This window comes from Flavobacterium sangjuense, from assembly GCF_004797125.1.
GTDB classification, from domain to species: domain Bacteria; phylum Bacteroidota; class Bacteroidia; order Flavobacteriales; family Flavobacteriaceae; genus Flavobacterium; species Flavobacterium sangjuense.
Genome location: NZ_CP038810.1, coordinates 3,100,346 through 3,122,773 on the forward strand (window position 1 = coordinate 3,100,346; position 22,428 = coordinate 3,122,773).

General features: G+C 35.8%; 21 protein-coding genes. 8 read left to right on the top strand and 13 right to left on the bottom strand.

Going from position 1 to position 22,428, the window contains the following annotated elements:
- The first annotated feature begins 49 nt into the window (after positions 1 to 49).
- The 3 genes from htpG (at position 50) to GS03_RS13215 (ending at position 3,079) form a co-directional block, all read left to right on the top strand.
- On the top strand, positions 50 to 1,951 hold the full coding sequence (gene htpG, locus GS03_RS13205) for a molecular chaperone HtpG (RefSeq protein WP_136153002.1): 1,902 nt from the start codon (positions 50 to 52) through the stop codon (positions 1,949 to 1,951).
- A gap of 105 nt (positions 1,952 to 2,056) precedes the next feature.
- Complete coding sequence (locus GS03_RS13210) at positions 2,057 to 2,461, top strand: DUF2721 domain-containing protein (RefSeq protein ID WP_136153003.1); 405 nt, start codon at positions 2,057 to 2,059, stop codon at positions 2,459 to 2,461.
- 30 nt (positions 2,462 to 2,491) lie between these two features.
- Complete coding sequence (locus tag GS03_RS13215; protein ID WP_136153004.1) at positions 2,492 to 3,079, top strand: TMEM175 family protein; 588 nt, start codon at positions 2,492 to 2,494, stop codon at positions 3,077 to 3,079.
- Between the two features lie 52 nt (positions 3,080 to 3,131).
- On the opposite strand, the gene carB is transcribed toward GS03_RS13215, so the two are convergent.
- Positions 3,132 to 5,984: a carbamoyl-phosphate synthase large subunit gene (gene carB / locus GS03_RS13220; protein ID WP_136153005.1), complete on the bottom strand. Its 2,853-nt coding sequence runs from the start codon at positions 5,982 to 5,984 to the stop codon at positions 3,132 to 3,134.
- Between the two features lie 211 nt (positions 5,985 to 6,195).
- The gene (gene rpmH / locus GS03_RS13225; protein ID WP_008464848.1) at positions 6,196 to 6,357 is read right to left on the bottom strand and encodes a 50S ribosomal protein L34; all 162 of its coding nucleotides are present in this window, start codon (positions 6,355 to 6,357) and stop codon (positions 6,196 to 6,198) included.
- A 155-nt stretch (positions 6,358 to 6,512) separates the two neighbouring features.
- On the opposite strand from rpmH, the gene GS03_RS13230 reads away from it, so the two are divergent.
- Complete coding sequence (locus GS03_RS13230) at positions 6,513 to 7,028, top strand: DUF2892 domain-containing protein (RefSeq protein ID WP_136153006.1); 516 nt, start codon at positions 6,513 to 6,515, stop codon at positions 7,026 to 7,028.
- A 69-nt stretch (positions 7,029 to 7,097) separates the two neighbouring features.
- On the opposite strand, the gene ilvA is transcribed toward GS03_RS13230, so the two are convergent.
- From ilvA to GS03_RS13270, 8 genes are all read right to left on the bottom strand, one after another.
- Positions 7,098 to 8,342: a threonine ammonia-lyase IlvA gene (ilvA, locus tag GS03_RS13235; RefSeq protein WP_136153007.1), complete on the bottom strand. Its 1,245-nt coding sequence runs from the start codon at positions 8,340 to 8,342 to the stop codon at positions 7,098 to 7,100.
- 21 nt (positions 8,343 to 8,363) lie between these two features.
- Positions 8,364 to 9,836: a ketol-acid reductoisomerase gene (ilvC, locus tag GS03_RS13240; RefSeq protein ID WP_136153008.1), complete on the bottom strand. Its 1,473-nt coding sequence runs from the start codon at positions 9,834 to 9,836 to the stop codon at positions 8,364 to 8,366.
- Between the two features lie 41 nt (positions 9,837 to 9,877).
- Positions 9,878 to 10,465 (bottom strand): acetolactate synthase small subunit, encoded by a 588-nt coding sequence (ilvN, locus tag GS03_RS13245; protein ID WP_136153009.1) that lies wholly within the window; start codon positions 10,463 to 10,465, stop codon positions 9,878 to 9,880.
- Between the two features lie 10 nt (positions 10,466 to 10,475).
- On the bottom strand, positions 10,476 to 12,224 hold the full coding sequence (ilvB, locus tag GS03_RS13250; RefSeq protein WP_136153010.1) for a biosynthetic-type acetolactate synthase large subunit: 1,749 nt from the start codon (positions 12,222 to 12,224) through the stop codon (positions 10,476 to 10,478).
- Between the two features lie 11 nt (positions 12,225 to 12,235).
- Entirely contained in the window at positions 12,236 to 13,915 is a 1,680-nt protein-coding gene (gene ilvD, locus GS03_RS13255) for a dihydroxy-acid dehydratase (protein ID WP_136153011.1), read from the bottom strand.
- A gap of 3 nt (positions 13,916 to 13,918) precedes the next feature.
- On the bottom strand, positions 13,919 to 14,803 hold the full coding sequence (locus tag GS03_RS13260) for a branched-chain amino acid transaminase (protein ID WP_136153012.1): 885 nt from the start codon (positions 14,801 to 14,803) through the stop codon (positions 13,919 to 13,921).
- 423 nt (positions 14,804 to 15,226) lie between these two features.
- The gene (locus tag GS03_RS13265; protein WP_136153013.1) at positions 15,227 to 16,120 is read right to left on the bottom strand and encodes a lytic transglycosylase domain-containing protein; all 894 of its coding nucleotides are present in this window, start codon (positions 16,118 to 16,120) and stop codon (positions 15,227 to 15,229) included.
- A 62-nt stretch (positions 16,121 to 16,182) separates the two neighbouring features.
- Positions 16,183 to 16,848 (bottom strand): alpha/beta hydrolase, encoded by a 666-nt coding sequence (locus GS03_RS13270; RefSeq protein ID WP_136153014.1) that lies wholly within the window; start codon positions 16,846 to 16,848, stop codon positions 16,183 to 16,185.
- A gap of 69 nt (positions 16,849 to 16,917) precedes the next feature.
- On the opposite strand from GS03_RS13270, the gene GS03_RS13275 reads away from it, so the two are divergent.
- Positions 16,918 to 17,229: a GNAT family N-acetyltransferase gene (locus tag GS03_RS13275; RefSeq protein ID WP_210726617.1), complete on the top strand. Its 312-nt coding sequence runs from the start codon at positions 16,918 to 16,920 to the stop codon at positions 17,227 to 17,229.
- Between the two features lie 36 nt (positions 17,230 to 17,265).
- Here the strand turns inward: GS03_RS13275 and mtaB are convergent, their stop codons facing one another.
- Positions 17,266 to 18,594: a tRNA (N(6)-L-threonylcarbamoyladenosine(37)-C(2))-methylthiotransferase MtaB gene (mtaB, locus tag GS03_RS13280; protein WP_136153015.1), complete on the bottom strand. Its 1,329-nt coding sequence runs from the start codon at positions 18,592 to 18,594 to the stop codon at positions 17,266 to 17,268.
- Between the two features lie 143 nt (positions 18,595 to 18,737).
- Between mtaB and GS03_RS13285 the strand changes: the two genes are divergently transcribed.
- Entirely contained in the window at positions 18,738 to 19,166 is a 429-nt protein-coding gene (locus tag GS03_RS13285; protein ID WP_136153016.1) for a PepSY-like domain-containing protein, read from the top strand.
- 3 nt (positions 19,167 to 19,169) lie between these two features.
- On the opposite strand, the gene GS03_RS13290 is transcribed toward GS03_RS13285, so the two are convergent.
- Positions 19,170 to 20,345, bottom strand: coding sequence for a GlmU family protein (locus tag GS03_RS13290; RefSeq protein WP_136153017.1), 1,176 nt, complete (start codon positions 20,343 to 20,345; stop codon positions 19,170 to 19,172).
- A 101-nt stretch (positions 20,346 to 20,446) separates the two neighbouring features.
- Positions 20,447 to 20,698 (bottom strand): type B 50S ribosomal protein L31, encoded by a 252-nt coding sequence (locus GS03_RS13295; protein ID WP_136153018.1) that lies wholly within the window; start codon positions 20,696 to 20,698, stop codon positions 20,447 to 20,449.
- A 226-nt stretch (positions 20,699 to 20,924) separates the two neighbouring features.
- Between GS03_RS13295 and GS03_RS13300 the strand changes: the two genes are divergently transcribed.
- Both GS03_RS13300 and GS03_RS13305 read left to right on the top strand, forming a co-directional pair.
- Complete coding sequence (locus GS03_RS13300) at positions 20,925 to 21,461, top strand: DUF4199 domain-containing protein (protein WP_246034100.1); 537 nt, start codon at positions 20,925 to 20,927, stop codon at positions 21,459 to 21,461.
- Positions 21,462 to 22,421: a glycosyltransferase family 2 protein gene (locus tag GS03_RS13305; RefSeq protein ID WP_136153019.1), complete on the top strand. Its 960-nt coding sequence runs from the start codon at positions 21,462 to 21,464 to the stop codon at positions 22,419 to 22,421.
- Positions 22,422 to 22,428: the final 7 nt, after the last annotated feature.

The following is a 22,428-nucleotide window of genomic DNA, read 5'->3' on the forward strand; positions in this document are numbered from 1 at the left end:
AGTTTTGACTAGTCAGAATTCAAAATCGTTTAATCTAAAAAATATAAATATGACAACAGGAAAAATTAATGTATCCGTAGAAAACATCTTTCCACTGATTAAGAAGTTTTTATACAATGACCACGAAATTTTCTTGCGTGAATTAGTATCAAATGCAACCGACGCCACACTAAAATTAAAGCATTTAACCAGTATTGGTGAAGCCAAAGTCGAATATGGCAACCCAATCATAGAAGTTAAAATTGACAAAGAAGGCAAAAAACTCCACCTCATCGATCAAGGTTTGGGAATGACTGCCGAAGAAGTTGAGAAATACATCAACCAAATCGCTTTCTCCGGAGCTGAAGAATTCCTTGAAAAATATAAAGACTCTGCCAAAGATTCAGGAATCATTGGTCACTTCGGACTTGGATTTTATTCTGCCTTTATGGTCGCTTCCAAAGTGGAAATTATCACCAAATCATACAAAGACGAACCGGCAGCACATTGGACGTGTGACGGAAGTCCGGAATTTACTTTAGTTCCATCTGACAAAACGGAAAGAGGAACAGAAATCATTCTTCACATTGCGGAAGATTCCTTAGAATTTTTAGAAGATTTTAAAATCCGTGAATTGTTGACCAAATACAACAAGTTCATGCCGATTCCAATCAAATTCGGAACAAGAACTGAAAAAATTGAGCAAAAAAAAGGCGAATCTGTTGCTGAAGAAGACAAGGACAATATTTTCACTGAAGTGGAAGTCGATAACATCATCAACAATCCAAATCCGGCATGGACAAAACAACCGGTTGATCTGACTGATGAAGATTATAAAGATTTCTATCGCGAATTGTATCCAATGCAGTTTGAAGATCCATTATTCAACATTCATTTGAATGTGGATTATCCGTTCAACCTTACCGGAATTTTATATTTCCCAAAAATGTCTGCCGATTTGCAATTGCAAAAAGACAAAATCCAGATGTACCAAAACCAGGTTTTTGTTACTGATAACGTAGAAGGAATTGTTCCTGAGTTTTTAGGCATGCTGAAAGGTGTGATTGATTCTCCGGATATTCCATTGAACGTTTCGCGTTCGGGTTTACAGGCAGATAGTAATGTGAAAAAAATCTCGAATTATATCACACGAAAAGTAGCTGATAAACTGAAATCATTATTCACTGAAAACCGTGAAGACTTCGAGCAAAAATGGAATGATATAAAAATCGTATTGGAATACGGAATGCTTTCGGAGCCAAAATTCTATGAAAAATCAGCAGACTTTATTTTATATCCAACAGTTGATGACAAATATTACACCTTAGCCGAATTGAAAGAAGCTTTGACAGCAAACCAAACCGACAAAAAAGGAAAATTGGTTGTCTTATATGCTTCCAATAAAGATGCACAACACGGTTATATTGACATTGCCAAAGAAAAAGGATATGAAGTGTTGTTATTGGATTCACCTATCGTTTCTCACTTAATCCAGAAACTGGAAAGCGATAATGAGAACCTGACTTTTGTTCGTGTCGATTCTGACCATATAGACAAACTAATTCAGAAAGAGGAAACTCAGATTTCTAAATTATCGGAAGATGAGTCAACACAATTGAAAACGGTTTTAGAAGAAATTGTACCAAAAACAAATTACTCTGTTCAGTTGGAAGCAATGGACAGCACAGCGGCGCCATTCATCATCACACAACCGGAATTCATGCGAAGAATGAAAGAAATGAGTCAAACCGGTGGCGGCGGAATGTTCGGCATGGGCAATTTCCCGGAAATGTATAATTTGGTTGTAAACACCAATTCAGAATTGGCTTCAACAATCCTAAACACTTCTGACAAATCAGCTCAGGAAGGTTTGGTAAAACAAGCTTTAGATTTGGCCAAAATCTCTCAGGGATTATTGAAAGGTGAAGAGTTAACCGCATTTGTGAAGAGGAGTTTTGAACTAATCAAATAAGAGAAAAGAAAATAGAACAAAGAAGAAAGACCTGTGAGTGAAAGCTTGCAGGTTTTTTTATTGGATTTAATTTCCGTAATTCGTAATTAATAATTCGTAATTAATATGACACTACACATCGAAACTCCAGCCCTATTATTCTCAGCAACATCATTGATATTGTTGGCATATACCAATCGCTTTTTGACCATTGCCCAAATCGTGCGCAGTTTGAAAAAGCATTATGATGAAGTACATACAAAAAGCATTTTGCTGCAAATCAAAAATCTAAATCTGAGACTTTCGCTCATTCGCTATATGCAACTTTTTGGGGTTTTGTGTTTGTTTCTTTCCGTATTTGCGATGTTATCATTATTTCTCGAACAACAAACAATGGGCATTTATCTTTTTGGTGCCAGCTTATTGACTTTACTTATTTCTCTTGGAATATCTTTTTGGGAAATTAGTATTTCGGTTACCGCATTACGGCTTCATTTAAGTGATTTGATGGAAGCTGAAGAAGAAAAATAATTTTACTATTTTTGAACAAAACCAAAAAACATGAAGTTCCAATTAGAAAGAATACTGCTCTTTAGCGATGCCGTTTTTGCCATCGCCATTACTTTGATGATTATTGAAATAAAGCCACCTCATTTAGAACATGGAAGTTCTTTTTGGCAAGGCTTTAGTGCCTTCCTAAAACTAAGTCCCATCATAATGGGAACAGTCCTTAGTTTTTACCTCGTTGGTTTGTTTTGGTACCGTCATCATGACCTGATGAAGCATTTGGTAAACTGTGATGGTAAATTTTTAGCACTCAATTTAAGTTTATTGCTAGCTGTTGCTTTCATTCCTTTTTCTACTGCTTTTGTGTTCGAAAACGAACCCTCACCTTTTCCCCTATTGATTTATAATATGAATTATGCGATAGCCTCGCTGCTTTATTACAAACTCTGCAGCTATGCTTTCAATCCTAGCCACAATCTTGCCAGCTCCGATGTTTCTGTAGAAGTTAGCAAAATGAAAAGGGAAACCATTTATTCATTGGGAGTTTATACCTTAACTACCGTACTTGCCTTTTTTACACCATTCGCTCCCATTGGATATGTTGCTTTTGCCTTTCAGCATAAGGTGGTGAATCGAAAATAAAAAAACCGTCTCGTTAAATAAACGAGACGGTTTTTTATTTATTCCTAAGCAATTACTTGCTCAAATACATCTTACGTCTCGAATACAATTCGTAGAACTGGTCATCTTTCAAATCATCAATAAACAAAATACTTTCACCCGTTGATTTCATTTCAGGTCCGAGTGCTTTATTGACATCTTTGAATTTGCTAAAAGAGAAAACCGGCTGCTTAATCGCGAAACCTTTTAACTTTGGATTAAAAGTAAAATCATTTACTTTGTTTACACCAAGCATCACTTTCGTGGCATAATTTACATAAGGTTCGCCATACGCTTTCGCAATAAAAGGCACCGTTCTCGAAGCTCTCGGATTTGCTTCTATAATATAAACCGTATCGTCTTTTATCGCAAACTGAATATTGATTAAACCAACGGTTCTCAATGCCAGTGCTATTTTCTTCGTATGATCTTTGATTTGCTGCATTACAAATTCACCCAAATTAAACGGTGGTAAAGTAGCATTACTGTCTCCTGAATGGATTCCGCAAGGTTCGATGTGTTCCATGATTCCGATGATGTAGACATTTTCACCATCACAAATCGCATCTGCTTCAGCTTCAATTGCGCCATCAAGATAATGGTCTAATAGCAATTTGTTTCCCGGAATATTTTTAAGCAAATCGATAACGTGTTCTTCCAGTTCCTGTTTGTTGATGACAATCTTCATCCCTTGTCCACCCAAAACATAAGAAGGGCGAACCAATAACGGAAAGTCTAAAACATCTGCCAATGCAGAAGCCTGGTCAGCATTCTCAGCAATTCCGAATTGTGGAAACGGAATTTTTAAATCGGTCAGTAATTCTGAAAATCTTCCTCTGTCTTCGGCTAAATCCAAAGCATCAAATGAAGTTCCTAGAATTTTTATTCCGTATTTTGATAATTTTTCAGCTAATTTCAATGCAGTTTGCCCGCCAAGTTGCACGATTACACCTTCTGGCTTTTCATGTCGGATGATATCATAAATATGCTCCCAAAAGACAGGCTCGAAATACAATTTATCAGCTGTATCAAAATCGGTAGAAACCGTTTCCGGATTACAGTTAATCATGATGGTTTCGTAACCACATTCTTTGGCTGCCAAAACTCCGTGAACACAAGAGTAATCAAACTCAATTCCCTGCCCAATTCTGTTTGGTCCTGAACCTAAAACCACCACTTTCTTTTTATCAGTAACGATGCTTTCGTTATGCACATATCGTTCTCCCGTTGCTGTTTCAATTTCAGCTTCGAAGGTTGAATAATAATACGGAGTTAACGCTTTAAATTCGGCCGCACAAGTATCAACCAGTTTGTAAACACGCTTGATGTTCATCTCATCGCGTAATTTATTCACTTGGCTTTCTAAGCATTTTAGCATGTGAGCAATTTGTCTGTCGCCGTACCCTTTTTGTTTGGCTTCCAGTAATAATTCTTTTGGCAAAGTATCTACTTTGTATTGTGAAATTTCTCTCTCTAAGAAATACAGTTCTTCGTATTGTTTCAAAAACCACATATCAATCTTAGTGATTTCGTGGATTCTGCTTAACGGAATTCCCATTGCTATCGCATCATAAATCACGAATACTCTGTCCCAACTTGCAAACGTCAGTTTCTCGATAATTTGCTCGTAGTTTTTGTATCCTTTCCCGTCAGCTCCTAAACCATTTCTCTTGATTTCTAGTGATTGCGTTGCTTTGTGTAATGCTTCCTGAAACGAACGCCCAATTCCCATAACTTCACCAACCGATTTCATCTGCAAGCCCAACGTTCTGTCTGCACCTTCAAACTTGTCAAAGTTCCAACGCGGAATTTTTACGATTACGTAATCTAATGTTGGTTCAAATAAGGCTGATGTAGATTTTGTGATTTGGTTTGGCAATTCGTCTAAGTGATATCCTAAAGCCAATTTAGAAGCGACTTTTGCAATTGGATAACCTGTCGCTTTTGATGCTAAGGCTGATGAACGCGATACACGTGGATTGATTTCAATTGCAACGATATCTTCTTTTTCATCCGGTGAAACGGCAAACTGCACGTTACATCCTCCGGCAAAATTCCCGATGGAACGCATCATCAAAATTGCCATATCACGCATCTTTTGGAACGTGGTGTCCGATAACGTCATTGCTGGTGCAACCGTAATCGAATCTCCGGTGTGGATTCCCATTGGATCCATATTTTCGATAGAACAGATGATAACTACATTGTCGTTTTTATCGCGGAGCAATTCTAATTCGTATTCTTTCCAACCAAGCAAAGCTTTGTCAATTAAGACTTCGTGGATTGGTGACATTTCTAAACCATAGGTTAGCTTTTCGTCAAATTCTTCTTTGCTGTGTACAAAAGCTGCGCCGGTTCCACCAAGCGTAAACGATGGACGGATTACTAACGGAAAACCAAATTCCTGTGCAATTTCTTTTCCTTTTAGAAATGATGTTGCGGTTTTGGCTGGAGCTGTAGGCACTCCGATTCTTTCTAATAGTTGCTTGAATTGCTCGCGATCTTCGGTAATGTTTATAGCGTTGATATCGACACCTATTAATTTTACTCCGAAGTCTTCCCAAATTCCTTTTTCGTCAGCTTCAAGACACAAGTTCAAGGCTGTTTGTCCACCCATTGTTGGCAAAACGGCATCAATCTGTGGGTGCTCTTTTAGGATTTGGATGATTGATTTTGTAGTTAATGGCAATAAATAAACATGATCGGCCATACTTGGATCAGTCATTATCGTTGCCGGATTGGAATTGATAAGGATTACTTCAATTCCTTCTTCGCGGATTGAACGTGCTGACTGAGAACCGGCATAATCAAATTCGCATGCTTGTCCAATTACGATTGGACCTGAACCTATGATTAAAACCGATTTGATTGAATTGTCTTTGGGCATTGTTGTGTGTTGTTTTGTAGTTTAGTTGTTGTATGCTTTTGTTTTTTCTAGCCCCGATGGCAGTGAAAATCCTTTTTATTTTTCTAAAAATAAAAAGATTGTAACGAACAGCGGGAAATAGCTCCTAAAAATTATCAATATTTATAAACAAAATATAAAAAAAGCCGCTACTAATAAAAGTAACGGCTTGATATTGATTAATTGCTAATCATTATTTTTTGTGTCTTGGTTCAGAAGATACAGTCAATTTATGTCTTCCTTTTGCTCTACGACGCGCAAGGACTTTTCTTCCATTTGCAGAAGCCATTCTGTCCATAAATCCGTGTTTATTTCTTCTCTTTCTTTTCGATGGTTGAAACGTTCTTTTGCTCATTGCTTTATATCTTTAAAATCGTGTATTATTCTGTTTTGAAATGGTTCCTTTAAAACCGAGTGCAAATATACAAACCTTTTTTTTTCTGGCAAGTAGTTTTATAAAAAAAATTACAATTCATTTTATTACCTTTGACGCACTAAAAAATATAGAACATGTTTCACAGATTTATTAAATTAATTATAGCGGCTTTATTAGTGCTAACAGCCGTTTGGCAATTCACAGAAGGAAATATTGGAAACGGAATTTTTCTAATTCTATTGACAGCAATTCCGATTTTTCTTTATTACAAAAACGAATTTATTCTTTTGGCCTTTTTAAAATTGAGAAAACAGGACTTTGCCGGTGCAAAAGTTTGGTTGGATAAAATTAAAAACCCTGAAACAGCTTTGGTTAGAAAGCAACAAGGTTATTACAATTACCTTCACGGATTGATGATGTCGCAGACGAACATACACCAATCGGAGAAATTCTTTAAAAAAGCGGTTGAGCTTGGTTTGAGTATGGATATGGATTTGGCTGTAGCCAAATTAAATTTGGCCGGAATCGCGATGTCAAAAAGACGTAAAATGGAAGCCACTACTTTGTTAAACGAAGCCAAAAAGCTTGACAAACAAGGAATGTTGAAAGATCAAATCAGCATGATGAAAGAACAGATGAAGAAAATCTAAACACAGATTCCACAGATTTACACAAATAAAAAAACGTCCTGAAATTCTCGGGACGTTTTTTTTTATGGGTTAACCAATCAGTTGTGCGTATAAATCTTCTTTTTCGTTTAGATAGCGGTATTCAAAACCGTGATCTTTCATTCTTTCCTTTATAGCGTGAACATCTTCCTTGTTTTTGAGTTCTAAACCTACCAAAGCCGGGGCGATTTCTCTGTTGTTCTTTTTGGTAAATTGAAAAAAAGTAATGTCGTCGTCTTTACCCAATATCTTACTTACAAATTCTTTCAAAGCGCCAGGCCGTTGCGGAAATTGTATCATGAAATAATGTTTCAGTCCTTCGTATAAAAGTGAACGCTCTTTTATTTCTTCTGTTCTTTCGATGTCATTATTGCTTCCGCTAACGATACAAACTACATTTTTCCCTTTTATTTCTTCTTTATAAAAATCTAATGCTGCGATTGAAAGTGCACCAGCCGGCTCAACAACCATAGCTTCTTCGTTATATAATCGCAAAATGGTAGTACAGACTTTACCTTCAGGAACAAGTACAACATCATCAAGATTCGCTTTGCAAATTTCAAAATTTAACTGCCCAACCTGCTTTACGGCAGCGCCATCAACAAATTTATCGATAGTTTCTAAATACGTGTTTTCGGCATTAGCGATAGACGTTTTCATGGCTGGTGCGCCAAGTGGTTCTACACCAATAATTTTAGTTTTGGGACTTAATTCGGCAAAAACAGTAGAAAGTCCGGCTGATAATCCGCCGCCGCCAATAGGAACAAAAACATAATCGATTTGTTTTTTTGTCGCTTCTAAAATTTCCAAACCAACAGTTCCTTGTCCCGCAATAACTTTGATATCATCAAAAGGATGAATGAAAACTTTGTTGTTCTCGTTGGCATTTTTTATCGCTTTCGCGTAAGCATCATCATACGTATTTCCGGTCAAAACAATTTCTACAAATGATTTTCCGAACAATTGCACCTGCTTTATTTTTTGTTTCGGAGTAGTTTTTGGCATATAAATCACACCATGTATTTGGAGCAAATGGCAGGAATAAGCAACGCCCTGCGCATGATTTCCGGCACTGGCACATACTATACCTGCTCCTTTTTCTGCCTCCGAAAGCGAACTCATTTTGTTATAAGCACCACGAATTTTATAAGAACGAACCACTTGCAAATCTTCTCTTTTTAGAAGAATTGTGGCAGCAAATTCATCCGATAAATTTAAGTTCTCAGTCAATGGTGTAACCTGAACTACTCCACTTAACTGATTTTTTGCTTGTGCTATTTCCTGAAATAAATTCATGTTTTCTCCTATTTGGATTTCTTATTCTACAATTTTCTTCATTGCTGTCATGGCGTTGCGAAGTTCGGCACCACAAATTTCAATAGAATGATTTCTAATCGCTGCATTAATTTTTACCAATTCGAAATTATCAGTTGCAACATTAGTGCTAAAGCTTTTCCCAATTAAGTTGGTGTCCACTTTTTTCATAAAATCAGCCAAAAGCGGTTTGCAGGCGTGATCAAATAAATAGCAACCATATTCAGCTGTATCAGATATTACACGGTTCATTTCAAATAATTTTTTTCTGGCAATTGTATTCGCGATAAGCGGTGCTTCGTGCAATGATTCATAATAGGCCGATTCATTTTTAATTCCCGCAGAAGTCATCGTTTCATAAGCCAATTCCACACCCGATTTTACAAAAGCAACCATCAAAGTGGCATTGTCAAAATATTCCTGTTCCGGAATTTCCATTGTTCCCGCTGCTGTTTTCTCGAAATGGGTTTCTCCCGTTGCTTCTCTCCAAGTCAGTAGATTTTTATCGCCATTTGCCCAATCTTCCATCATTGTTTTAGAAAATTCACCAGACAAAATATCATCCATATGCTTCTTGAACAAAGGAGTCATAATGATTTTCAATTCGTCAGCCAATTTAAAAGCTTCAATTTTTGCCGGATTTGAAAGACGGTCCATCATATTGGTAATTCCACCTATTTTCAATGCTTCTGTAATTACTTCCCAACCGTATTGCACTAATTTTGAAGCATAGGAAGCATCAATTCCTTTTTCTATCATTTTGTTAAAACTCAAAATCGAACCTGTTTGCAACAAACCACAAAGAATGGTTTGTTCTCCCATCAAATCCGATTTTACTTCAGCCACAAACGACGATAATAAAACTCCCGCTTTATGTCCACCCGTTCCAACACAATACGCTTTTGCGATTTCCAAACCATCACCATTTGGATCGTTATCCGAATGCACTGCAATTAATGTTGGCACACCAAAACCGCGTAAATATTCGGCACGAACTTCTGACGCCGGCGATTTTGGCGCAATCATAATAACTGTTAAATCTTTACGGATTTGCATTCCTTCTTCCACAATATTAAATCCATGCGAATAAGATAAAGTGGCGCCTTGCTTCATCAAAGGCACAATTTTATTGATAACCGGAGTATGCTGTTTATCCGGAGCCAAATTGGAAACTAAATCAGCAGTTGGAATAATATCTTCGAAAGTTCCCACTTCAAATCCGTTTTCGGTAGCGTTTACATACGAAGCTCTTTTGTTGTCAATAGCTTCTTGACGCAAGGCATAAGCGACGTGAAGTCCGCTATCTCTAAGATTTTGACCTTGAGCCAAACCCTGAGCGCCACAACCAATTATGACTATTTTTTTACCTTTTAATTTTGAAACTCCATTTGCAAATTCGCTGCTTTGCATAAAATCACATTTTCCTAATTCCTGAACTTTTAAACGGTGAGGAAGTGAATTGAAATAATTTGACATTGTATCTTTTATATTATTGTTATTAGTATTTGTTGCTAAAACTACATTTCGAAAATCATACTCTTATGATTCAAAAATTCGTTGTTTATTGGTTTGTTGGTTGGATCATTTTTCTCCATATCCAAGACTTTCTTGTGAACACCTTCACTTGATTTTATAATGGCAATTCGAGAGCTTTTTACAAATTCAATCAAACTGTATTTTGATAATTCCTTTAGTAAATTATCTACTTCATCATCTTGACCTGTAGTTTCAAAAACGGTATAATCATCACGAATAACTACTGCTCTTGCTCCAAATTCTCTAAGTAAACGCTCTACTTTTACGTCTTTCATTATAACGGATGTTGGAACTTTATAAAGTGCTATTTGTTGCCAGATAATTTCATCATTGGTATTGTAAAAAACCTTAAAAACTTCAACATTTTTTTCCAATTGACGAACAATATTTTTAACTACGGTTTCTGTTTCCCTAATTACAATTGTAAACCGGTAGATGTTCTCAATTTCGCTTGGCGAAGAATTAAAACTGTCTAAACTTATTTTCCTTCTTGAAAAAATAATGGCTATTTTATTGAGCAAGCCAACCTGATTTTCGGTATAAACGGTTAATGTGAATTCCTGTTTCATAATACAATTTTTAAATTTCTTCTTTGCTCAAAACGATTTCGGCAACTCCTTTTCCTTGCGGAACCATTGGGAAAACATTGTCTTCATGAAGTACGGCAACTTCTAAAAGAAACGAACTCGGATTATCCAGCATTTGTTTCAAACCTTCCCGAAGTTCTTCCCTTTGCGAAATTTGCCTTCCGTCAATATTGTAGGCTTTCGCTACCTGCACAAAATTTGGGCTTTGAATATCGGTAAACGAATAGCGTTTTTCATGAAATAGTTCCTGCCATTGGCGGACCATTCCAAGATAGCTGTTATTTAAAATTAAGATTTTTACGTTTGGTTGAAACTGCATTATTGTTCCCAATTCCTGAATATTCATTTGCGCTCCACCATCTCCCATAATGGCTATAACTTCACGTTCCGGCGCTCCAAGTTTTGCCCCAATTGCAGCTGGCAGTGCATAGCCCATCGTTCCTAAACCACCGCTGGTAATATTACTTCGGGTTTTATTTTGCTTTGCATAACGGCACGCTACCATTTGATGCTGACCCACATCAGTTACGATTACGGCATCGCCATTGGTCAGTTCGTTTAAAACCTGAATCACTTCACCCATTGTCAAACCACCTTCGGTTGGATTCAGTTCTTTTTCTATTACCGTTGTGGTTTCTTTTTCCTTTTTAATTTCAAATTCTTTGAACCATTCAGGACGTGATTTATTTTCAATCAAATTAGTAAGCAACGGCAAGGTTTCTTTACAATCGCCCCAAACAGAAACTGCAGTTTGCACATTTTTATCAATTTCTGCCGGGTCAATATCCAAATGAATGACTTTTGCCTGTTTGGCATATTTATCTAATCTCCCAGTTACACGGTCGTCAAATCGCATTCCTACAGCAATTAAAACATCACATTCATTTGTTAAAAAATTAGGGCCATAATTTCCATGCATACCCAACATTCCAACGCCTAGCGGATGATCCGTTGGAATTGCACTCATTCCCATAATTGTCCAGGCTGAAGGTAAATTCCCTTTTTCAATAAAACTTTGAAACTCCTTTTCAGCATTTCCTAAAATGATTCCCTGACCAAATACTACAAATGGTTTTTTAGCCTCATTGATTAATTTTGCCGCTTGTTCTATATATTCAGGTCTGACAATAGGATTTGGTCTATAACTTCTAACATGGATACATGGTCTATAGCCAATATAATCGAATAGCTGTAATTGTGCATTCTTCGTGATGTCTATTAAAACCGGTCCGGGACGACCACTTTTAGCAATGTAGAATGCTTTAGCAAGTACTTCAGGAATTTCAGTAGCATCCGTAATTTGATAATTCCATTTTGTAATTGGAGTAGTAATGTTAATTATATCTGTTTCCTGAAAGGCATCTGTTCCCAATAAATGAGCAAAAACCTGACCTGTAATACAAACCAACGGTGTGGAATCTATCAAAGCATCTGCCAAACCTGTAACCAGATTTGTTGCTCCCGGACCGCTCGTCGCAAATACAACGCCTGTTTTTCCGCTAACTCTTGCATAACCTTGTGCAGCATGAATGGCACCTTGCTCGTGACGAACCAAAATGTGATTTAGCTTGTCTCTAAAGCCAAAAAGTGAATCATAAATTGGCATGATTGCTCCTCCGGGATAACCAAAAATAGTAGTTACGCTTTCAGATAATAAAGCATCAATTACCGCCAAACTTCCTGTGGTAGAAATAGGTTGTCTTCCTGCTTTTTCGATTTTATCTAATTCTAATGTTTTCATAGTTTTATTTTTTAGTCTTCGTCGGTTACACAACCTTCTGAAGCGTCTTTTACCAATTTCACATATTTATAAAGCACTCCGTTTGTCACCTTGAGTGGCGGAATTACTAATTTTTTTCTTCTTTCTGCCAACTCAGCATCGGAAACTTTTAAATTAATAGCGTTAGTAACTGCATCAAGTTCGATAATATCGCCATCATTAACGAGAGCAATATTTCCACCATCAAAAGCTTCCGGTGTGATATGACCGACGACAAATCCGTGGGTTCCACCGCTAAATCTTCCGTCAGTAATCAAGGCAACACTTTTTCCTAAACCTGCACCAATAATTGCCGATGTTGGTTTAAGCATTTCGGGCATTCCCGGACCACCTTTTGGACCAACATATCGAATGACAATTACATCACCCGCTTGTATTTTTTTATCTTCAATCCCTTGAATAAGTTCTTTTTCACCATCAAAAACTTTGGCCGGTCCGATGAATTTTTCTCCTTCTTTCCCTGTAATTTTTGCTACAGAACCTTTGGTTGCCAAGTTTCCGTATAAGATTTGAAGATGTCCTGTTTCTTTAATTGGATTTTCGACAGGACGAATTATATTTTGATCTTCAAAATCAATATCTACAACATTTTCTAAATTTTCAGCCAATGTTTTTCCGGTAACGGTTATGCAATTTCCGTGAAGCATTCCTTTGCTCAACAAATATTTTAAAACCATTGGGACACCTCCTTTTTCGTGGAGATTTTGCATTAAATAATTTCCGCCTGGTTTGAAATCAGCTATCAATGGCGTTTTATTGCTGATTCTCTGAAAATCATCCTGCGTAATTTTAACCCCTACACTTTTTGCCATCGCGATAACGTGCAAAACTGCATTTGTACTTCCGCCAAGTGCAATTAATGTCGTGACTGCGTTTTCAAAAGCTTCAAATGTCATAATGTCTTTTGGACAAATATCTTTTTCTAATAATAGTTTTATATAATGAGCAGCCTGCTTACATTCTTCAATTTTTTCATGACTTACTGCAGGATTAGAGCTCGAATAAGGCAAACTCATTCCGAGCGCTTCAATAGCGATTGCCATTGTATTTGCAGTATACATTCCGCCACAAGCACCAGCTCCCGGACAGGAATTTTTAATAATTCCTTTGAATTCTTCTTCGGATATTTTTCCGGCTATTTTTTCGCCTAAAGCTTCAAAGGCCGAAACGATATTCAAATCTTTTCCTTGGTATTTTCCGGGAGCTATGGTTCCGCCATACACCATTATTGAAGGGCGATTTAATCTTCCCATAGCAATTATAGAACCCGGCATATTCTTGTCACAACCCGGAATGGCAATTACACCGTCATAATAATGTCCGGCAACTACACTTTCAATACTATCAGCAATGATTTCACGGCTTACTAAGGAAAAACGCATTCCGTCTGTTCCGTTAGTAATACCGTCGCTAATTCCTATTGTGTTAAAAATCAATCCGACCATTTCATTTTCATTTACTTCAACTTTAATGTAAGAAGCCAAATGATTGAGATGCATGTTACACGTATTTCCATCGTAGCCCATTGAGGCAATTCCGATGAATGGTTGAGCCAATTGCTTATCATTCAATCCTATTCCGTACAACATCGCCTGAGCTGCAGGTTGTGTTGGATCTTGAGTTACCGTTTTGCTGTATTTATTTAATTCCATTAATTAGTTTGTTTCTTGTAATTCTTTTTCCAGAACTAAATTTTTATAAGCGGTTTGCAATTTTTTGCCTAGTGTTTCATTCCAGTTTTTAGGAAAACTTTTCTTTTCAAATGATTGCAATCCTATAATTTCAGCAGCAGTTCCGCATAAAAAAGCAGCATCGGCATTTGCTAAATCTTCTGGTAAAAACGCTCCTTCTGTTAATTCAATTTCTAAATCTTGGCACAATTTGATTACGGTTGCCCTTGTAATTCCGGGTAAAATATTTCCGGTTTTTGGCGTAAACAGTTTTCCGCCTTTCTCAAAAAACAAATTGGAACCAGGACCTTCAGCCAGAAAACCATCGGTATCAAGAAGAATCGCTTCGTCAAAACCTTTTTCTTTAGCTTCGGTAGTCGCCAGAATTGAGTTGATATAATGTCCGCAAACTTTCGCTTCGATTTTTGTCGATTTAGGATGTGGACGGCAGAATGAAGAAATAGTAACATTTAGTAAATTATCACCAAGATAAGCGCCCCATTCCCAAGCGCAAATAAGTATTGAAACGCCATTAGGTTTTGTCAAACCCATATTTGGACTGCAAAAAATTAATGGTCGAACGTAAGCATCTTTGAAATTGTTTACTTCAAGAACTTTATAAGTTTGCTCAATTAAATCATCAATATCGTAGTCAAATGGAATATTTATCATTTGACACGAGTTTTTCAATCGCTCGTAATGTTCTGTTGCTTTAAAAACACGAACACCGTTTTCAGTATTATAAGCCCGTATGCCTTCGAACACTCCGTAGCCATAATGAAGTGTCTGCCCATATAAATCTGTTGTTGCTTTTGTGGCTTTTACAAATTCTCCGTTTAAATAAATTGTTGTTTGCTCGTTGAAATACATTTTCTTAATTTTTAATTTAAAAAAGCCTTTCTCACTTATGACTGAGAAAGGCTTACTATAAGTTACTATAATCCTGACTCGTCACATAAAACGAATAATAATGACTATAATGATTACTACTAAATTCTTCATCTTACTTTTTAAAAACAAAAAACCTTCTCAATTGGAAGGTTTTGAATATTTATTATACAAACAACTTCCTCTGAAATTTTAAAATTTCAATGACAATAACGTTGAAGATGTTTGAATTTGAATACATTTTTACTGATTTTTATATTACAAATTTATTAGCTTATCTGGAAAAACTACTATAATAATTCAAATAAAATTTAAAAACGATGCGTTTTTATTAATATTTTAATAAAAAGCCGTTATAATAATCAAATTAATATTTATAGCTCCAAATAATACTATATCTGCAAATTAATATCCTGATAACGGAATTTCTATTTCGTATTTCTTTTTGGATGGATTAAGCAATTTTTTATCGCGTAACCAAGGATTGTGAATTTTTAGAATTTTATAGTTTATTCCTTGTGTTTTGGCGAAATCAGCTAAATCGGTAATGGTGCTGTCTACTTCTATTTTTTTAGAAGGAATTCTGGAATACAAATCACTTTCATAAATACTAAACCCATAAAGAGCAGGCTGTTTCATTATCTCTTTAAGAGCCAAAATTCTAAAAACATAACGTGCTGTTTCTTCGGTCAAGCCTAAATCGTAGTAATTGGAAACTTTTTGTTCCTCAATTCTTTTACCAACGCCTGACATTCCTCCGTTATAAGATGCTGCTGCCAATGTCCACGAACCAAATTTTTCTTTGGCGGCCAACAAATATTTACAAGCTGCTTCGGTAGATTTTTCCAAATGATAGCGCTCATCTACAAGTTCGTTAACTTCCATTCCTTTTTCTTTGGCAGTATCAGGCATAAATTGCCAAACTCCTTTTGCTCCCGAAGGAGAAGTAGCATTTACAAGACCACTTTCGATTACGGCAAGATATTTAAAATCATCCGGCACGCCATACTTTTGCAGGATTGGCTCAATAACAGGGAAAGCTCTGTTAGCTCTTCGTATTATTAATACAGTGGTTGCGTCTAAATTAGCATTGATAAGTAATTCTCTGTCTAATCGTTCTCTAACGTCACTTATTTGTAGTGGAGCACTTTCTCCAGCAAAATCAACAGCTGTTGGAAAAAACATTGGAGTGCCTTCACGTAATAATTTGTCTTTGTTGTCTCCTGCTATTCCAAAAATCATCATTCCTGAAATCAAAATTACTACGAATGTCGATAATAGGGCTTTATTCGTTTTCATAACTGTAGGATTTAATTTTTTTATTCATTTATATTGGTAAAACTACAAAAATCAACAGAACATCACTTACTATCTAACATAATTTTAGGCAAATTTTCGTTAAGCCATTTGTATTTTGTTATAATCATAATATGTGTTCCTCCCTTAACACTGATGCATTCCTTAATATGTTTTATCGGAAAAACTTCGTCTGCTTCGCCATGAATATGAATGATTTCATTGTCTGTTTCTGTTCGATCCCAATTGATTATTTGCTCAATTGCCCAATCTAAATAAACCTTATCCCGAACCGAAAGAAACTTTTCATACAGTTTTATTCGTTGCTTTATGATAGAGGAACCAAAAGTATATTTCGCCAAAAGCTCAATGTTTTCGAATAGTTTCGTTGGAATAAGTTTGTAGGCTTTGGTAGTTTTGGCAATTTTCATTCGCCTTGGTAATTCTGCATTTGATTTTACGCTTGAAATAATAATTACTTTTTGGGCATTTACAAATGGTTTCATTTCCTGGACCAAAATACCGCCAAAGGAAACACCAACTAAAATAACATTTTCATGTTTTATGTTTATCGCCATTCGCTTCGCATATTCTCTAAGCGATTCATTTTTATTGGGTAAAACCCATTCTAACAAATGCATTTCAAAAATATCTGTTGGTAAATGAATTCGCTCAAAAATACTTGGACTTGCAGCCATTCCTGGCATAAAATAAACATGAATTTTAGTCATTTTTTAACTCGAAACTGGTTAATTATTAGTAACTTTGCATAAAAATAATCCTTTTTATTTACTTGATTTATGGAAGCGACAGTAATTTTAGAAAAAATTGAAATTAAGGATAACACCTTTGCACGACAATTTGAGACTTTGGTAGATGGAAAATTAATTTCTGTAGAATATTCATTTCAGGAGAAGAAGATTTTCTTAACGAGAATAAACGTTTTTGATGGTTTCGACAATGAAGAATTCATCAATGATTTGCTGAAGAACATTATGGAAATTGCTTATGAACGCAAGTTAAAAGTGGTTCCTATTTTACCAAAAATTGCACTTTTCTTTAGAAAGAATTCTTGTTACAGAGATTTACTTCCTCCTGGAATTAAAATATAATGAAAAAGAAAAACGTCCCAAAATCGGGACGTTTTTTTATACTTCAACGTTTACAAATTCCAACCTTACACTTCCATCTTCGTCTATTCTGGACAGATTGATTTCGTGTAGTGTGTTTACCAATTCCGGATTCCATGGTGTTTTTACTTTTACATAATTTTCGGTAAAGCCGTGAATGTAACCTTCTTTATTTTCGCCTTCAAATAAAACTGTTCTGTTTGTTCCAATCTGGCTTTCATAAAAAGCACGACGTTTCTTAACCGATAATCCACGAAGCATTTTACTTCTTTTGTTACGAACATTCATCGGAACAACGCCATCCATTTCAGCAGCTTCGGTATTATCTCTTTCCGAATAAGTGAAAACGTGCAAATAAGAAATGTCCATTTCATTTAAGAAATTATACGTTTCCAGGAAATTTTCATCAGTTTCACCAGGAAAACCAACAATGACATCAACACCAATACACGCATGCGGCATTACTTCACGAATTTTATTTACGCGCTCCGTATATACTTCACGTAAGTAACGACGCTTCATTTTCTTCAAAATCTCATTGCTTCCGGATTGCAATGGAATATGGAAATGCGGAACGAAAGTTCTACTATTTGATACAAATTCGATAGTTTCGTTTTTCAAAAGATTTGGTTCAATAGATGAGATTCGGAGTCTTTCAATGCCTTCCACTTCATCCAAAGCCTGGACTAAATCAAGGAAAGTATGCTCGTGTTTTTTATTTCCGAATTCACCTTTTCCGTAATCACCAATGTTTACACCTGTCAAAACGATTTCTTTTATTCCCTGCTTCGAAATATCGGAAGCATTGTTCAACACATTTTCCAAAGCATCACTTCTCGAAATTCCACGTGCCAACGGAATCGTGCAATACGTACATTTATAATCACAGCCATCCTGAACTTTCAAAAACGCACGCGTTCTGTCGCCAATGGAATAACTTCCAACATAAAAATCGGCTTCTTCAATTTCGCAGGAATGCACTTCGCCCATATCGTTTTTGGACAAATCATTAATATAATCGGTGATTTTGAATTTTTCTGTAGCTCCCAAAACCAAGTCAACACCATCAACAGCAGCTAATTCTTCTGGTTTTAATTGCGCATAACAACCAACTGCTGCAACGAATGCTTTATCGTTGAGCTTCATAGCTTTTTTTACTACTTGTTTGAATTGTTTGTCGGCATTTTCGGTAACCGAACATGTATTGATTACATAAATATCGGCAACTTCTTCAAAATCGACGCGGTCAAAACCTTCGTCCTGAAAATTTCTCGCAATGGTAGAAGTTTCGGAGAAATTCAATTTGCAGCCTAAAGTATAAAAGGCGACTTTCTTTTTTTGTTCCATAAATAGTCTCAATTGATGAAATCGTTGTCAAAAATTGAGTGCGCAAATTTACACACAATAATTCAATTATAAAATAGTCTTAAAGTGATTGTCTAAGATTCTTATATGTAGTATATTAGTAACCCTCTAAAAAGTAGTTAATCATGAAAACAAAAGACATTATTCCTGTTTTGTTGCTTTTCATAGCGATGACAGTAAGCGCACAAAAGAAAATTACCGTTTCTGAATTACCGCCGGGAGCTGAAGATTTTATCAAACAATATTTCCCAAATACAACCATTGACATTGCCAAGAAAGATTGGGAACACGGAGAGAAAGGTTATGAAGTCATTTTATCTGACGGAACTGAAGTTGAATTTTGGAAAGATGGGAAATGGCGAGAAGTAGATGGTAGAAAAAAGCCAATTCCAACAGGGTTTATCGACAAATCAATAGTTGATTATGTGACAAAAAATTACCCAAACAACAAGATTACGCATATCGATTATGGACATAAAGATGTTGATGTCGATTTGACCGAAAAAATAGATCTTGAATTTAGTAAAGAAGGCAAATTTCTGGAAGAAGATTAATGCTTATTCTTTTCTGTATTTTTTAGTGATTTCAAAAACGTGTTCCAGGATTTTAGCATCTTCTTCGGTGAATGCTACCTGACGGCGTGCCATAACAATTTTTGCGGTTTGAAACGCTTTTGAAGTTAAATAAGTTGTAAATCCGGCAGCTCCTCCCCAGGAATAACTCGGCACAAAATTACGTGGGAAACCGGATCCAAAAATATTAGCGGAAACACCAACAACAGTTCCGGTATTGAACATCGTATTGATACCACATTTGCTGTGATCACCCATCATCAATCCGCAGAATTGCAAGCCAGTTCTGGCAAAACCTTCGGTTTCATAACTCCACAAACGCACTTCTTCATAGTTGTTTTTCAAATTTGAATTATTACTGTCGGCACCAATATTACACCATTCGCCAAGAACAGAGTTTCCTAAAAATCCATCGTGTCCTTTATTGGAATAGCCCATCAAAACAGAGTTACTCACTTCTCCACCAATCACCGAATGTGGCCCAACAGTTGTTGCTCCGTATACTTTAGCTGCAAGTTTAACTCTTCCCGATTCGCACAAAGCAAATGGTCCGCGAATAACAGAACCTTCCATGATTTCGGCATTTTTACCAATATAGATTGGTCCCGTTGAAGCATTCAGTGTCACAAACTCAAGCTTTGCTCCTTCTTCGATAAAAATATTTTCAGGCGAAATTACGTTTACACTTTTCGGTATCGGCTGTGAATGCCTGCCTTCGGTAATTAACTCAAAATCTTCACGAAGTGCAGCGTCATTTTTGGCAAAAATATCCCAAGTATTTACTACAGTTAAACATTCTTCATTAAATTCTATTATCTCATAAGCATCAAAATCAACTTCTTCCTGTGTATCATTTGTATAAAAGGCAATGACTTCATCACCTTGGAAAATAGCCTGGTTTTTTTCTAAACTTTTAACCATTTCAGAAAGAATGTCATTTGGCAAAAAAGAAGCATTAATCATAACGTTTTCTTCCATTTCAACCATCGGAAACTTTTCGGAAAGATATTCTTCGGTCAAGGTTGTGGTCGTATATCCTAAATATTTCTCCCATTTTTCACGAATGGTCAAAATTCCGATGCGGATATCGGCAACCGGTCTTGTGAATGTAAAGGGTAAAAGTGCGTTCCGAACTGTTCCGTCAAAAAGTATGTAGTTCATTTTGTTTGTTATGAGTTGTGAGCCAAAGTTACAAAGTTTATTCCATAAAAAAACCACTCACTTTCGTGAATGGTTTTGATAATATTGAAACACTTAAATTATTATTTTGAGTGCTTAGCGTATTTAGTTTTGAATTTATCAATACGTCCTGCAGTATCGATAAGTTTAGATTTACCTGTGTAAAAAGGATGAGAAGTTCTAGAAATCTCCATTTTGAAAACTGGATATTCAACACCTTCGTGAGTGATTGTTTCTTTTGTTTCTACTGTTGATTTAGTTATAAAAACGTCATCGTTTGACATGTCTTTAAAAGCAACTAATCTGTAATTTTCTGGGTGAATTCCTTGTTTCATTTTGTAAATCTTTTTATTGTTATGAAGTAGTTTCGTTTTGAAGCTTTCTTTTTGAAAGGTATAAACTGGCTACAGCTTTTATTATTCTTTTTTTAATTAGAGTGTGCAAAAATACAACTATTTTTTAAAAATCAAACCAATATGTAACTTTTTTTAATTGTTTTGTACTTACCCAAAAGTAATTACGGAATTACTATATTTGTTAACTAATCAAAACCTAAACATTATGAATGAAATTATTAAGAAAAACGGTGTAACCTATGGTGCCATTTTAGGCCTAGTCTCTATTGCAACGACAACCCTTGTTTATGTCACAGACGTTAAGCTGTTTATGAACTGGTGGGTTGGAGGAATTAGCATTATTTTAAACATTGTGATTGGTGTTATTTTAGTTTCAAAAACAAAAAAACAACTAAATGACGTAATCACATTCAAAGAAGGATTTTCAGTTTATTTTATAGCCGGAGCACTTGGAAGCACAATTGCATCTTTATACAATTATGTTTTGTTTAATTTCATTGATCCTCAAGCTAAAGAAACCCTTAAAGAAATGACCATCAAATATACTGTTGAAATGATGGAAAAATTTGGAACACCAAAAGAAGCATTAAACCAAGCCATAGCCGAAATGCAAAAAGCCGATAATTATTCTTTAGGGAATATATTTATGGGATTAATATTTATGTTTGTAATTGTTGCTCTTTTTGGATTAATTTTGGCCGCTATTTTCAAATCTAAATCACCTTCATCACAAGGATTATAAATGAATTTATCTATAATAATTCCACTTCTTAACGAACAGGAATCTCTACCCGAATTGCACCAATGGATTGTCAAAGTAATGACAACCCACAATTATTCCTATGAAGTAATTTTTATAGATGATGGTAGTACGGATGAGTCGTGGCAAATTATTGAACAACTTTCAAAAGAAAATCCACACGTAAAAGGAATTCGTTTCCTTACAAATTTTGGCAAATCACAAGCATTACATGCCGGTTTTGCCAAAGCTAAAGGTGATGTAATCATCACCATGGATGCGGATTTGCAAGATAGTCCGGAAGAAATTCCGGATTTATACAATATGGTTTTGAACCAAAACTATGATTTGGTTTCGGGCTGGAAAAAGAAACGCTACGATTCGGTTGTTAGCAAAAATTTACCTTCGAAATTATTCAATTGGGCAGCGCGAAAAACCTCTGGTGTACAGCTAAACGATTTCAACTGTGGCTTAAAAGCCTATAAAAATATCGTTATTAAAAACATAGAAGTTTCGGGCGAAATGCATCGCTACATTCCGGTTTTAGCCAAAAATGCCGGCTTTTCAAAAATCGGAGAAAAAGTAGTCATCCATCAGGCTCGAAAATATGGTGAATCAAAATTTGGCATGAACCGATTCATCAATGGTTTCCTGGATTTAATTACCATTTGGTTTTTATCCAAATATGGCAAACGACCGATGCATCTTTTTGGCGCACTTGGCGTGATTATGTTTATCATTGGGTCAATTTCAACCTTTTTAATAATTGCTGTCAAATTATTGAAGCTATTTGTATTTGACGCACCAACTATTTTAGTAACCGAAAATCCCCTTTTCTACATCGCTTTAACGGCAATGATTATTGGTTCTCAACTATTCTTAGCCGGATTTTTGGGTGAAATAATTTTGAGGACAAAGAACAACGAAGAGCGCTATAAAATTTCTAAAGAAGTGAATTTGTAATTCCGCT